Consider the following 12275-nt stretch of genomic DNA (forward strand, 5'->3'; position numbering starts at 1 on the left):
GCTCCTTAGTACCCGGCGGCGGCGCCGTTGCTGCGTGGATCGGTCGCCCCTTCAAGCAGACCGTTGGGATGGCGGACAATGGCGCCGGCGTGGCCCATCGCTTCGCTGAAATCGGCCAGCACTTCTACGTCATGCCCCAGCTCGCGCAGGCGCGCGATACAGGCGGGGGCAAAGCGTCCCTCCAGCTTCAGTGAGTCGGAGGACTGGCCCCAGGTGCGGCCCAGCAGCCAGCGCGGACGGGAGATGCTCTCCTGCAGCGACACCCCCTGCAGGATATAGCGGGTAAACAGCGCCGCCTGAGTTTGCGGCTGACCGTCGCCGCCCATCGAGCCATAGACCATCACCCGGCCATCGTTCAGGCGGGCGGCGGCAGGGTTGAGGGTATGGAATGGCTGTTTGCCAGGGGCCAGCGCCAGGAGATGCTGCGGATCGAGGCTGAAGGCCGCCCCGCGGTTTTGCCAGACGATCCCGGTGTCCGGGAGTACCACGCCGCTGCCGAACTCGTGATAGATACTCTGAATAAATGACACTGCCAGTCCGCTGTCATCCACGACGCCCATCCAGACGGTATCGCCCGGGCCTTTGCCGCGGCCCCAGGGGGAAGCGCTGGCGTCGTCGATGCTGTCGGCCAGCGGCTGCAGGGCTTCCGGGGTGAGCAACGCCTGTACATCCACATCCAGATGACGTGGATCGGTGATATGCGCATCGCGCAGGGCAAATGCCCGCTTGGTGGCTTCGACAATACGGTGCACCGTTTGCGCGTCGTCGGCATCGGCCATGTTCAGGCGGTCGGTGATGCCAAGGATCGCCAGCGACACCAGTCCCTGCGTCGGCGGCGCAAGATTCCATAGCGTGCCCTGCTGGTGCTGGAGCGTCAGCGGCGCCGGACGCCGGGCGCGGTGGGTCTGCAGGTCGCGGAGGGTGACAGGCATCCCCAGCGCGGCCATACCCTGCGCGAGACGCTCGGCCAGCGGCCCGCGATAAAAGCTGTCGAGACCGTCGCTGGCCAGCATGCGCAGGGTACCGGCGAGGGCGGGCTGGCGGAAGCGGCTGCCGGGCCGCGGGGCCTCGCCCGCTACCAGCCAGGTTTCGCTGAAGCCCGGCTGATGGCGCAGCTCTTCCAGTTTGCTGGCGGTGGCGTGGGCCTGCGAGGCAGTGACCGGAATGCCGTCTTCGGCATAGCCGATCGCATCGGCCAACAGGCGGGCCACCGGCAGCGCGCGGCCGGTTAAGTCGCGTGAAATACGCAGCGCCTCGTCCCAGCCGCTGACGGTGCCGGCGACGGTCAGCGCGGCCTGCGGTCCCCGGTGGGGAATATGCCGCTGTCCGGCGTAGGCCTCGAGGGTCGCCAGCGATCCGGCGGCCCCGCTGGCGTCAATGGCGATGGGGTCTCCCTCAGGCGGCACGATCAGCCAGAAGCCATCGCCGCCGAGGCCATTCATATGGGGATAGACGACGGCGATGGCCGCCGCGGCAGCCACCATCGCTTCAATGGCGCTGCCGCCCTCGCGCAGGATCGCCAGCGCGCTCTGACTGGCGAGGTGGTGGGGGGCCACCGCCATGCCGTGGGTCGAAACGTTGCTACTGTGCATAAATTATCCTTTCTGAACGAATCACCCGCAGAACACTGCAAAAGCTGTTCCATCTCTGAACGTTTCGTTTCATTGATAAAAACGATGACCAGAATTTTCCCACTGGCACGCTATGTGTAAGGCATAGCAGATACAGTATGATGAGGAATAGATGATGAAACGAAAGTTACAGGGGCGCTATGCAACAACTCGATGAACGACTGAAAGGGCAATACGCCTCGCTGTCGCCGCAGGAGCAGCGGGTGGCGGATTTCATCTTTGACCACTTTGACGACCTGATAAGCTACAATAGCGCCGAGCTGGCGCAGCTGAGCGGCGTGTCGAAAGCCACCGTCAGCCGGCTGTTTAAGCGCCTCGGTTACGACAAATATAAGGATATGCGCGATGAACTGCGCACTCTGCGTCAGAGCGGGATGCCGCTCACCGACCAGCGCGACGCGGTGCAGGGTAACACGCTGCTGGCGCGCCATTATAAGCAGGAGATGGCAAACCTCACCCAGTGGGTCAACGCCCTCGACGCCCGCCAGTTCGCTGAGACGCTGACGGCGATGGTGGCCGCCCGCCGCATTGTGGTGATTGGCATGCGCAACGCCTATCCGGCGGCGCTGCATCTGCGCCAGCAGCTGCTGCAGGCCCGCGGCCAGGTGCTGGTGCTGCCCCAGCCGGGTCAGAGTCTCAGCGAAGAGCTTGTCGATCTGACCGCCGATGATCTGGTGGTAATGATGGCGTTTCGCCGCCGGCCGCGAATAGTACGCCCGCTGCTGCAGCAGCTGCAGCGCGACGGGGTGCCGGTCCTGTTAATGTGCGAGCCGCAGGCCCACAGCCTGTTTCCGCTCTCCCGCTGGCAGCTCTGCGCGCCGCTGGACAGCGTCTCCGCCTACGATAGCTATGCCTCGGTCAACAGCCTGATTAATCTGCTGGCCAATGCCTTTCTCCATGAAACGCTCGACAGCGGTCGTCCGCGCATCCACGATATCGCCACGCTTTACCAGCAGCTGGACGAGCTGGAACAACGCTGATGGGGCGCCAGCGTGGTGCTGTGCATTATTATGGTGCAATAAAAACCACGTCATGGCGCCGCCGCTCTCTGAACACTTTTCCGTTAATGCTTGTCCTTTCTCACTTTTTGTTTTAATTCCTCGCCAACCCTCGCCTCGTCTGTATCTGGCACATTAGTTGCAAAAACAGATTCAAAGAATCTTTTGTTTCATGCTAACGTAACGGGTAAACATCATGAAGAAACTGTTGATCGCGCTGGCCGGGGCCGCTTGTCTCCTATCGTCTGTTTCTGCCGCGCAGGCTGACCAGCTCCAGGATATTGAAAAACGCGGCGTCATCCGCATTGCCGTACCCCAGGACTTTCCACCGTTCGGCTCGGTGGGCACCGACCTGCAGCCGCAGGGGTATGACATCGATATGGCGCGCTATCTGGCGAAATCGATGAAGCTCAAGCTGCAGCTGGTCCCGGTGACCAGCGCCAACCGCGTGCCGTATCTGCAGACCGATAAGGTGGACCTGGTGATCTCCAGCCTCGGCAAGAACGCCGAGCGCGAGAAGGTGATCGACTTCAGCCGCGCCTACGCCCCGTTCTTCCTCGGCGTGTTTGGCCCGAAAGGGGCGGAACTGAAGGACGCGGCCGCGCTGAGCGGCAAAAGCATCGGGGTGACCCGCGGGGCGGTGGAAGATATGGTACTGACCAGCGTGGCGCCGCAGGCGGCGCAGATTAAGCGCTACGAGGATAATAACACTACGCTGTCGGCTTACCTGTCCGGTCAGGTGCAGTATGTCGCCACCGGCAATCTGGTGGTGGCGGCCATCTCCCGGCAGAACGCCGACAAAGCGCCGGTGCCGAGCTTTATGCTGAAGGACTCGCCGTGCTTTATCGGTCTGAAAAAGAACGAACCGGCGCTGAAGGCGAAAGTGGATACCCTCATTGAGCAGGGCATTAAGGACGGCACCCTCAACGGTCTGTCTGAGAAGTGGCTGAAAGCGCCACTGCCTGCCAGCCTCGGCGCGTAAGGTCTGGGGATGACGGAGCAACTTCATTTCTCTGAGCTCTGGCCGCACTGGCCGGAGCTGCTGGCCGGCCTGTGGGTGACGGTGCAGTTGACGGTGCTGGCGACGATCGGCGGACTGGCGATCGGCATCCTCGGGGCGGCGATCCGCAGCGGTCGCCCGGGAATGCTCAGCCGGGTATGGGGCGGATATGTGGAAATCATCCGTAATACGCCGTTTGTGGTGCAGCTCTTTTTTATCGTCTTTGGTTTACCGAACCTCGGACTGAAGATGACCGCCGGTGAAGCGGCGCTGCTGGCGATGGTGGTCAACCTCGGCGCCTATAGCACCGAGATCGTCCGCGCCGGCATCCAGGTGACGCCGAAGGGCCAGTGGGAAGCCGGTCGCGTGCTCGGGCTCAGCCGGACGCAAACCTTCGTTCGCGTCGTATTGCCCCCGGCGCTGCAGCGGATTTATCCGGCGCTGGTCAGCCAGTGCATCATCGTGATGCTCGGCTCGTCAGTGGTGTCCCAGGTCTCCTATGAGGAGCTGACCTTCGCCGCCAACCTGATCCAGTCGCGGACATTTTTGAGCTTTGAGGTCTATCTGGTAGCCACCGGGATCTACTTAGCGTTATCGATAGCGATGCGCCAGCTGCTGATGGCGGCGGGGCGTAAATGGCTGGGGGTACAGGCCTGATGACCACTTTTACCGACTGGGACATTATCCGCAACCTGCTGCTGGCCGGTCGCTGGACGGTGCTGCTGTCGCTGGTCGCGTTCACCGGCGGGGCGCTGGTGACCTTACCGTTACTGCTGCTGCGCCTCACCGGCGGACGCCAGGTGAAACGGCTGATCCGCGGGTATATTGAGCTGTTCCAGGGCACGCCGCTGCTGATGCAGCTGTTTCTGGCATTCTTTGGCGTGGCGCTGTTCGGCGTCGACGTCTCGGCGTGGTCCGCCGCCTCGGTCGCCCTGACGCTCTACACCAGCGCCTTTCTGCTGGATATCTGGTTCGGCAGCATTCGCGCGCTGCCGAAAGGCCAGTGGGAAGCCTCGCGCTGTCTCGGGCTGAGCTTCGGCCAGACCCTGTACCGGGTGGTGGCGCCGCAAGCGCTGCGCATTGCCATCGCGCCGACCGTCGGGTTCGCAGTACAGGTGATCAAAGGCACGGCGCTGGCATCGATTATCGGCTTTGTGGAGCTGACCAAGGCAGGGACGATGCTGACCAACGTCACTTATCAGCCGTTTAAAGTGTTTGCCCTTGTGGCGCTGGGCTATTTCATTCTGTGCTATCCGCTGTCCCGCTACAGCCGCTATCTGGAGAACAAATTCAATGCCTCTCATCACCATTAATCAGATGCAGAAGTACTACGGCGACAACCATGTGCTGAAGGGCGTCGATCTGGATATCGACATGGGGGAAGTGATCTCGATCATCGGCCGCAGCGGCTCGGGTAAAAGCACCCTGCTGCGCTGTATCAATGGTCTGGAGGGCTACCAGGAGGGAAGCATCAAGCTCGGGGGCATGACCATCACCAACCGCGATTCCCAGGCCCGGGAGATCAGCCGCTCCATCGGCATGGTGTTCCAGAACTTTAACCTGTTCCCGCACATGACGGCGCTGGAGAACGTCATGCTGGCTCCGCGGCGGGTACTGAAGAAGTCCCAGGCCGAATGCCGGGAGCTGGCGCAGCGGATGCTGGAGAAGGTCGGTCTTGGCGACCGTCTGGATTACTATCCGGCCAATCTCTCCGGCGGCCAACAGCAGCGCGTGGCCATTGCCCGGGCGCTGGCCATGTCGCCGAAAGTTTTACTCTGTGACGAAATCACCTCGGCGCTCGACCCGGAACTGGTGGGTGAAGTGCTGAAGGTGCTGGAGCAACTGGCGGCGGAAGGTATGACGCTGATCCTCGTCACCCATGAAATGAATTTTGCCCGCGAAGTGGGCGACCGCGTGGTGTTTATGCATCAGGGACGCGTCTGGGAGCAGGGCGACAGCAAAACGCTGTTCGCCAGCCCGCAGACCAGCGAACTGAAACAGTTTATCTCCTCGGTGCGCGGTCTTAACTAACGTAAGGAATGGCAGATGGATATCACTCAGTTTTCGCAAATTAACCCGCCGCAGCGCCTGCTGATGGGGCCGGGGCCGATCAATGCCGACCCGCGCGTGCTGCGCGCCATGTCGAGCCAGCTGGTTGGCCAGTACGATCCGGCGATGACCCACTACATGAATGAAGTCATGGCGCTCTACCGCGGCGTGTTTCGCACCGAAAATCGCTGGACGATGTTGGTCGACGGCACCTCGCGCGCCGGGATCGAAGCGATTCTGCTGTCGGCGATCCGTCCCGGTGACAAGGTGCTGGTGCCGGTGTTCGGCCGGTTTGGTCATCTGCTGTGCGAGATCGCGCGTCGCTGTCGGGCAGAAGTGCACACCATCGAGGTGCCGTGGGGCGAGGTCTTTAAACCGGATCAGGTTGAGGATGCGATCAAGCGCGTGCGGCCGCGCCTGCTGCTCACCGTGCAGGGCGATACCTCCACCACCATGCTGCAGCCGCTGGCGGAGCTGGGGGAGATTTGCCGTCGTCACGATGTGCTGTTCTATACCGACGCCACCGCGTCGCTCGGCGGTAACCCGCTGGAAACCGACGCCTGGCAGCTGGACGCGGTGTCCGCCGGGATGCAGAAGTGCCTGGGCGGTCCTTCCGGCACCTCGCCCATCACCCTCAGCCCGCGGATGGAAGAGGTCATCCGCCGCCGCCGCTGCATTGAGCAGGGGATCCGCACCGATGCCCATCACGATGGCGTCGACGAGATGATCTACTCCAACTATTTCGATCTCGGCATGGTAATGGATTACTGGGGGCCGGAGCGCCTTAACCACCATACCGAAGCGACCTCGGCGCTGTTCGCCGCCCGGGAGTGCGCGCGCCTGATCCTCCAGGAGGGACTCGACAACGGCATCGCCCGCCACAAACTGCACGGCGATGCGCTGCTGAAGGGCATCCAGGCGATGGGGCTCGAGACCTTTGGCGACCTGCGGCACAAAATGAATAACGTGCTGGGGGTGGTGATCCCCAACGGGGTCAACGGCGATCAGGTACGCAAACTGATGCTGGAAGATTTCGGCATTGAAATTGGCACCTCGTTTGGTCCGCTGCACGGTAAAGTCTGGCGCATTGGCACCATGGGCTATAACGCGCGTAAAGACTGCGTGATGCAGACGCTCAGCGCGCTGGAAGCGGTCCTGAACTATCTCAGGTTCACCACCACCCAGGGCGCGGCAATGCAGGCGGCCTGGGATCACTATCGCACCGAGGCCATCCTATGAGTGATACCTTCCGCCAGCTGGCGGAGAGAGAGGCGGCGGCCAGCCGGGTGATGGCGCGCGCCGACCGGCTGGCCGCCCTCAGCGAAACCGCCGACGCCCTGACCCGGGTCTATCTGTCGCCGGAACATCTGCAGGCCAACCAGCTGGTGGGCCAGTGGATGCAGGCCGCCGGCATGATGGTATGGCAGGACAGCGTCGGCAACATCTGCGGTCGCTATGAAGGCGTGCAGGAGGGCGCGCCGGCGGTGCTGCTGGGCTCTCATCTCGACACCGTGCGCAACGCCGGGCGCTACGACGGCATGCTCGGCGTACTGGCGGCGATTGAGGTGGTCCAGCGTCTGCACCAGCAGGGGCGACGGCTGGCGAAGGCAATCGAGATCGTCGGCTTTGGCGATGAAGAGGGCACCCGCTTTGGCATCACCCTGCTCGGCAGTCGCGGCGTCACCGGCACCTGGCCTGAAAGCTGGCTGTCACAGTGCGATACCGACGGGGTGAGCGTCGCCCATGCGCTGGTGAATGCCGGACTCGATCCGGCGAGGATCGCCCACGCGGCCCGTCACCCGCGGGATATCGCCGCCTATCTGGAACTGCATATCGAGCAGGGGCCGTGCCTGGAGCAGGCGGGGCTGGCGCTCGGCGTGGTGGAGGCGATTAACGGCGCCAGACGGCTGAACTGCCGTTTTACCGGCGAAGCTGGCCATGCCGGCACGGTGCCGATGCTTCATCGCAAGGACGCCCTCGCCGCGGCGGCGGAATGGATGGTGCAGGTGGAAAACCTGACCCGCCAGCGCGGCGGTAACCTGGTGGCGACGGTCGGCACCCTGCGCTGTGCGCCGGGCGCGGTAAACGTGATACCGGGCGAGGTGCAGTTGACGCTGGATATTCGCGGCCCGCAGGATGCGCCGCTGACGGCGCTGCTGGAGGAACTGCTGGGGCAGGCGCAGGCCATTGCCGGGCGCCGCCAGCTGAGTTTCGCCGCCGAGGAGTATTATCGCATCGCCGCCACCGCCTGCGACAGTCACCTGCAGGCGGTGCTGAGCGAGGCGGTGGTGGCGGTGCAGGGGCGTTCCCTGACGCTGCCGAGCGGCGCAGGGCATGATGCTATCGCCATCGCCGAGCGCTGGCCATCGGCGATGCTGTTTGTGCGTTGCCTGGGGGGCGTCAGCCATCACCCGGCGGAGTCGGTCACCGCCGCCGACGTCGGGCTGGCTATCGACGCTTTCTCCCGGGCGGTAGAGAAGGTGGCCGACGCCTGATCGCGCCGGTCACCGTGCCCCGGCTGGCGGCTTTACACCGCCAGCTGGTTGACCACCTCGGCGACGGAGGTGATGGCATGGATGTTGCCGATCCCCGCGCCCACCGAGATATATCCCTCATCGGTATTCCCCTCCAGCATGCCCAGCCGCATCCCGCGCAGACCACCCATCGCCTGGGCCAGCTCGGTCCTGGAGGCGCCGGCCCGGTCCATGGCCACCAGTGTGTCGCTCAGTTTGCCGGGCAGCGCGCGGTAGTAGTCCGGCAGAGTACGGAACAGGCGCAGATCCAGACCGTTGGCGGCCACAATTTTCGCTTTCACCGAGTCGGGAACCCGGCTTTCGATGGTGCTGATAAATACCGAACCGGCGAAGACGCCCTCCGCCCCCAGGGCATGAACGGCGCGCGCGCCCCGGGCGTCGGTGATCCCTCCGGCGGCCATCACCGGAACCCGCTGTACCGCGTCAACGATCAGCGGGACGATGGTGAAGGTCCCGAGGGCGGTACCCGGCAGCGTGCCGCCTTCGTCAAAGCCGGTGGCGACAATAATATCCGCTCCGGCCTGCTCCGCGCGGCGGCTGTTCTCCGGCGTCGGGTTGATGTCACGATAGATAATGGTGATCCCGGCGGCTTTCAGTTCGTCGAACAGCGCCGGTTTTAACGAACCGTCGCCGTAGCCGGTGTAGACCACCACCTTAACCCCTTCCTCTTTGATCACCGGGAGGATCGCCGGCGTCCAGATGTCATTTTCCGCCGTCGGGATCAGGTTGACGCCAAAGGGTTTCTCCGTCAGCTGTTTGGTTTTGCGGATCTCTTCGCGCATTTTCTCGGCGGTGGCCTCCGGGGTGGAGACGGCGGTTGCCGCCGTCAGTCCGGCGTTCGGGCCCAGCACGCCAAGCCCACCGGCGTTGCCGACGGCCGCCACCAGACGAGCATCGGTTAGCCAGGAGAGGGGCCCCTGGACCACCGGTTTTTCAATACCCAGAATGCGGGCGACGCGGTTAGGTTGCATGCTATTTTTCCTTGTATGTTAATAAGTTATAAATGTGTTCGCCCCAGCGATGCGGCAATGAGGGCAGTGTAGGCGTCTTTATTGTTTTAAAAAATGAGCAAAAACTTTCATCACTATTATTAAATTAGTAATAATGTGAACTGATGAAGAGGTGTGGGGCGGGCCATCATGCAAATGAATCTGTTTGAAAATATTAAAATTTTTATTGAAATCGTCGATGCCGGCAGCTTTGCCCAGGCGGCGGAAAATTTGCAGATCCACCGACCGGCGGTGACCAAAGCACTGCAGCAGCTGGAGCAGGAGAGCGGGGTCCGGCTGCTGCAGCGCACCACCCGGCGTCTGTATCTTACGCCGGAGGGGGAAGAGTTTTATCGTCGCAGCAAACCGTTGCTCTCCCAGGCCGACGATCTGCTGGAGTCGTTCGCGCCGGACCGGCCGATCCGCGGTCAGCTGCGCGTTGATATGCCGATCGCCTTTGCCCGGCTGCTGGTGATCCCGCATCTGCCGGATTTTTATCAGGCCCATCCGGAGGTGGAGATTGTCCTCAGCAGCTCCGACGTACGCCGGGATATGCTGCGCGATGGTCTGGATTGCCTGCTGCGGGTGGGGGATCTTGAGGATGGCGACTATGTGGCGCGTTCACTGGGGGAGGTGGCGTTAACCACCTGCGCCAGTCCGGGCTATCTGGCGCGCTATGGGGCGCCCGCGACGCTGGAGGACCTGCAGTCGCATCTGGCGGTGAACTGGGTGAACAGCAGCAGCCGGCAGATTATGCCCTGGCGATTCCAGACCCCGGAGGGCATCAGGCAGATCGCCATTCCCGGTAAACTGGTGCTGGACAACTCTGAAGTCTTTACTGCTGCCGGGCTGGCGGGGCTGGGGATGCTGCAGGGGATGCGTTTCTTTTTGCAACCTTATATCGACAGCGGGCAACTGGTGGAAGTTTTGCCGGACTTTCCGGCGCCGCGTCGACCGTTGTCGCTGCTCTATCCGCACCGGCATCTCTCGCATAAGGTTCGGGTCTTTGCCGACTGGCTGCAGGGGCTGGTAGCGACCCTGGACTGACAATCGGCGCTGTCGCCTTGACTCTATCGGCTGAGCGTTTATATATAAAATGTGAATGCTATTAATGCAACGAATCACAAAGCTGGATAACGACTTAACCTGTAAGGGAATGCTGATGAAACTCTGGAATAAAACACTACTCGCTTCCGCCCTTTGCCTGACCCTGTTTGGCTGCGACGATGCGTCGAAAGTTGATAACAAACTGGATAAGGCTAAAGATAATGCGGAGCAGATGAAGGATGCCGCGGCGGATAAAGCGCAGGCAATTAAACAGGATGCGGATAAGCAAATCGATACGCTGAAAAGCCAGGCTGACGCCGAGGCCGATCGCCTGAAGGATCAGGCCAGCGCCATCAAGGCCGAGGCGGACAAGAAGGCGGACGCCATCGCCCAGCAGGCGAAAGCCCAGGCCGATGCGGTGAAGCAGAACGCAAAGCAGGAAAGTGACCGCATAGTCAAAGAGGCGGGTCAGATCAAAGACAACGCCATCGGTGACGCCAATCAGCTCTCGGCTGAAGCGGCGAGCAAAACCAAAGCCATCCAGGACAGTATCGCGAAGGATAAACAGAACGCCGCGCCGCCTGCCGCACAGCAGTAACTCGCGGTGTTTGCCTGACCCGCCGCCCGGAAATATAGGGAGCGGAGCCTGATAGATTGCCCGGCGGCGCTGCGCTTGCGCTGCCTACGCAGGAGCGCGTTGGCTGCGCAATGACCGGGTATCACCCTTTTGTAGGCCGGGCAAGGCGTCGCCGCCCGGCACATGGACCGCAATAACATCCTGCTCAGGGGTATCTTACGATACCCCTTTTTTATGCCCGCCGTGGGTTCAACGGTTTGGCAGCAGGGTGCCTTTCAGGCCGTGCGGCTCCGAGCGCAAATACTGCGACGGCACACGGACCTGGGCGCCAAGGCTGGCCGCAGCGTGCCACGGCCAGTGCGGATCGTAGAGTACCGCGCGGGCGAGGGCGATCAGGTCGGCATCGCCATTCTCCAGCGCCGCTTCCGCCTGCTGCGGGTCGGTGATCAGCCCCACGCCAATCACCGGGATGGCTACCTGCTGGCGAATATCGCGGGCGAAAGGCAACTGGTATCCCGGCCCAACGGTGATCGCCTGCTGCGGCGACAAACCGCCGCTGGAGACGTGAATATAGTCACTGCCCAGCGTTTCCAGCTGCTGGCTAAACTTAATGGACTGCTCGCAGTCCCAGCCGCCTTCGACCCAGTCGGTAGCCGACAGCCTGACGCCCACCGCCATGGTGTTGCCCACTGCCTCGCGGATCGCCTTAAAGACTTCCAGCGGATAGCGCATTCGGTTCTCCAGCGAACCGCCGTACTCGTCGCGGCGCTGGTTGCTGAGCGGCGAGAGAAACTGGTGCAGCAGATAGCCGTGGGCGGCGTGCAGTTCAATCAGCTCAAAGCCCAGCCGCTGGGCGCGCAGCGCGCTGGCGACGAAGGCCGCTTTGATGCGCGCCAGATCGGCATGGCTCAGTTCAGCGGGGGCGCGATCGCCATCGTGAAACGCCACGGCGGAAGGGGCGACGGTCTGCCAGCCACCATCGTTGAGCGCCAGCTGATGGCCTCCCTGCCACGGGGCGGCGCAGGATGCCTTGCGTCCGGCATGACCCAGCTGGATCCCCAGACGGATCGGCGACCAGGCCCGAATATCTTCGACTACGCCGCGCAGGGCGTTTTCGGTTTCATCATCCCACAGCCCCAGATCCCCCGGGGAGATACGCCCCGCAGGCTCTACCGCCGTGGCTTCCAGAATTAACAGGCCGGCGCCGGAGAAAGCCAGTTGGCCAAGATGGATCCGGTGCCAGGAGGTCGCCTTACCCTCGTCGGCGGAGTACTGACACATCGGGGCGATAACGATACGGTTATCAAGGGTGAGTTGACCAATTCGCGTCGCGCTAAAAAGATGACTCATGAATACCTCGTAAATGTTAAACGTGGTCGTGCAGGGGACGGACAGTTGCTGTTTATAGCACGCCTGTTCACCCCCCCAGTATTCGGATATTGCGCTTAAG

12 protein-coding genes are annotated in these 12275 nt (G+C 62.5%); 9 read left to right on the plus strand and 3 right to left on the minus strand.

The genetic code is table 11. From position 1 onward, the window contains the following. Positions 1-5: 5 nt before the first annotated feature. Positions 6-1592 (minus strand): oxamate amidohydrolase, encoded by a 1587-nt coding sequence (hpxW, locus tag RRF55_RS03450; RefSeq protein ID WP_032414956.1) that lies wholly within the window; start codon positions 1590-1592, stop codon positions 6-8. A gap of 179 nt (positions 1593-1771) precedes the next feature. Between hpxW and hpxU the strand changes: the two genes are divergently transcribed. From hpxU to hpxK, 7 genes are all read left to right on the plus strand, one after another. Further along, positions 1772-2611: a MurR/RpiR family transcriptional regulator HpxU gene (gene hpxU / locus RRF55_RS03455; protein ID WP_032412266.1), complete on the plus strand. Its 840-nt coding sequence runs from the start codon at positions 1772-1774 to the stop codon at positions 2609-2611. Positions 2612-2825: 214 nt separating this feature from the next. Further along, complete coding sequence (locus tag RRF55_RS03460) at positions 2826-3611, plus strand: transporter substrate-binding domain-containing protein (RefSeq protein ID WP_004143665.1); 786 nt, start codon at positions 2826-2828, stop codon at positions 3609-3611. 9 nt (positions 3612-3620) lie between these two features. Next, positions 3621-4286 (plus strand): amino acid ABC transporter permease, encoded by a 666-nt coding sequence (locus RRF55_RS03465; RefSeq protein WP_023313206.1) that lies wholly within the window; start codon positions 3621-3623, stop codon positions 4284-4286. Beyond that, entirely contained in the window at positions 4286-4942 is a 657-nt protein-coding gene (locus RRF55_RS03470) for an amino acid ABC transporter permease (RefSeq protein WP_023313205.1), read from the plus strand. Before RRF55_RS03465 ends, RRF55_RS03470 begins: the two co-directional genes overlap by 1 nt. Beyond that, a complete protein-coding gene (locus RRF55_RS03475) occupies positions 4923-5660 on the plus strand; it encodes an amino acid ABC transporter ATP-binding protein (RefSeq protein WP_004143660.1) in 738 nt (245 codons plus the stop codon). The genes RRF55_RS03470 and RRF55_RS03475 overlap by 20 nt, the downstream gene beginning before the upstream one ends. Positions 5661-5675: 15 nt before the next feature. Further along, complete coding sequence (locus tag RRF55_RS03480; RefSeq protein WP_004224900.1) at positions 5676-6917, plus strand: pyridoxal-phosphate-dependent aminotransferase family protein; 1242 nt, start codon at positions 5676-5678, stop codon at positions 6915-6917. Then, a complete protein-coding gene (gene hpxK, locus RRF55_RS03485) occupies positions 6914-8173 on the plus strand; it encodes an allantoate amidohydrolase (RefSeq protein ID WP_099663904.1) in 1260 nt (419 codons plus the stop codon). Before RRF55_RS03480 ends, hpxK begins: the two co-directional genes overlap by 4 nt. A gap of 32 nt (positions 8174-8205) precedes the next feature. Here hpxK and RRF55_RS03490 read toward each other — a convergent pair whose 3' ends face one another. Continuing rightward, positions 8206-9183 (minus strand): NAD(P)H-dependent flavin oxidoreductase, encoded by a 978-nt coding sequence (locus tag RRF55_RS03490; RefSeq protein ID WP_004179941.1) that lies wholly within the window; start codon positions 9181-9183, stop codon positions 8206-8208. A 174-nt stretch (positions 9184-9357) separates the two neighbouring features. Between RRF55_RS03490 and RRF55_RS03495 the strand changes: the two genes are divergently transcribed. Together RRF55_RS03495 and RRF55_RS03500 are read left to right on the plus strand one after the other, a co-directional pair. Continuing rightward, on the plus strand, positions 9358-10248 hold the full coding sequence (locus RRF55_RS03495) for a LysR family transcriptional regulator (RefSeq protein ID WP_004218747.1): 891 nt from the start codon (positions 9358-9360) through the stop codon (positions 10246-10248). A gap of 64 nt (positions 10249-10312) precedes the next feature. Beyond that, on the plus strand, positions 10313-10846 hold the full coding sequence (locus tag RRF55_RS03500; RefSeq protein WP_004179939.1) for a hypothetical protein: 534 nt from the start codon (positions 10313-10315) through the stop codon (positions 10844-10846). A 228-nt stretch (positions 10847-11074) separates the two neighbouring features. Here RRF55_RS03500 and RRF55_RS03505 read toward each other — a convergent pair whose 3' ends face one another. Next, on the minus strand, positions 11075-12175 hold the full coding sequence (locus tag RRF55_RS03505; RefSeq protein WP_002905225.1) for an NADH:flavin oxidoreductase/NADH oxidase: 1101 nt from the start codon (positions 12173-12175) through the stop codon (positions 11075-11077). Between the last annotated feature and the right edge of the window lie 100 nt (positions 12176-12275).

Origin of the sequence: Klebsiella sp. K47 (genome assembly GCF_051858335.1) — a bacterium.
Classification (GTDB): Bacteria; Pseudomonadota; Gammaproteobacteria; order Enterobacterales; family Enterobacteriaceae; genus Klebsiella; species Klebsiella pneumoniae.

Coding starts and splice junctions, on each gene's coding strand:
- hpxK (WP_099663904.1), top strand. CDS start 6,914: ATGAGTGATACCTTCCGCCAGCTGGCGGAGAGAGAGGCGGCGGCCAGC.
- RRF55_RS03460 (WP_004143665.1), top strand. CDS start 2,826: ATGAAGAAACTGTTGATCGCGCTGGCCGGGGCCGCTTGTCTCCTATCG.
- RRF55_RS03500 (WP_004179939.1), top strand. CDS start 10,313: ATGCAACGAATCACAAAGCTGGATAACGACTTAACCTGTAAGGGAATG.
- hpxU (WP_032412266.1), top strand. CDS start 1,772: ATGCAACAACTCGATGAACGACTGAAAGGGCAATACGCCTCGCTGTCG.
- RRF55_RS03475 (WP_004143660.1), top strand. CDS start 4,923: ATGCCTCTCATCACCATTAATCAGATGCAGAAGTACTACGGCGACAAC.
- RRF55_RS03505 (WP_002905225.1), bottom strand. CDS start 12,175: ATGAGTCATCTTTTTAGCGCGACGCGAATTGGTCAACTCACCCTTGAT.
- RRF55_RS03490 (WP_004179941.1), bottom strand. CDS start 9,183: ATGCAACCTAACCGCGTCGCCCGCATTCTGGGTATTGAAAAACCGGTG.
- RRF55_RS03480 (WP_004224900.1), top strand. CDS start 5,676: ATGGATATCACTCAGTTTTCGCAAATTAACCCGCCGCAGCGCCTGCTG.
- hpxW (WP_032414956.1), bottom strand. CDS start 1,592: ATGCACAGTAGCAACGTTTCGACCCACGGCATGGCGGTGGCCCCCCAC.
- RRF55_RS03495 (WP_004218747.1), top strand. CDS start 9,358: ATGAATCTGTTTGAAAATATTAAAATTTTTATTGAAATCGTCGATGCC.
- RRF55_RS03465 (WP_023313206.1), top strand. CDS start 3,621: ATGACGGAGCAACTTCATTTCTCTGAGCTCTGGCCGCACTGGCCGGAG.
- RRF55_RS03470 (WP_023313205.1), top strand. CDS start 4,286: ATGACCACTTTTACCGACTGGGACATTATCCGCAACCTGCTGCTGGCC.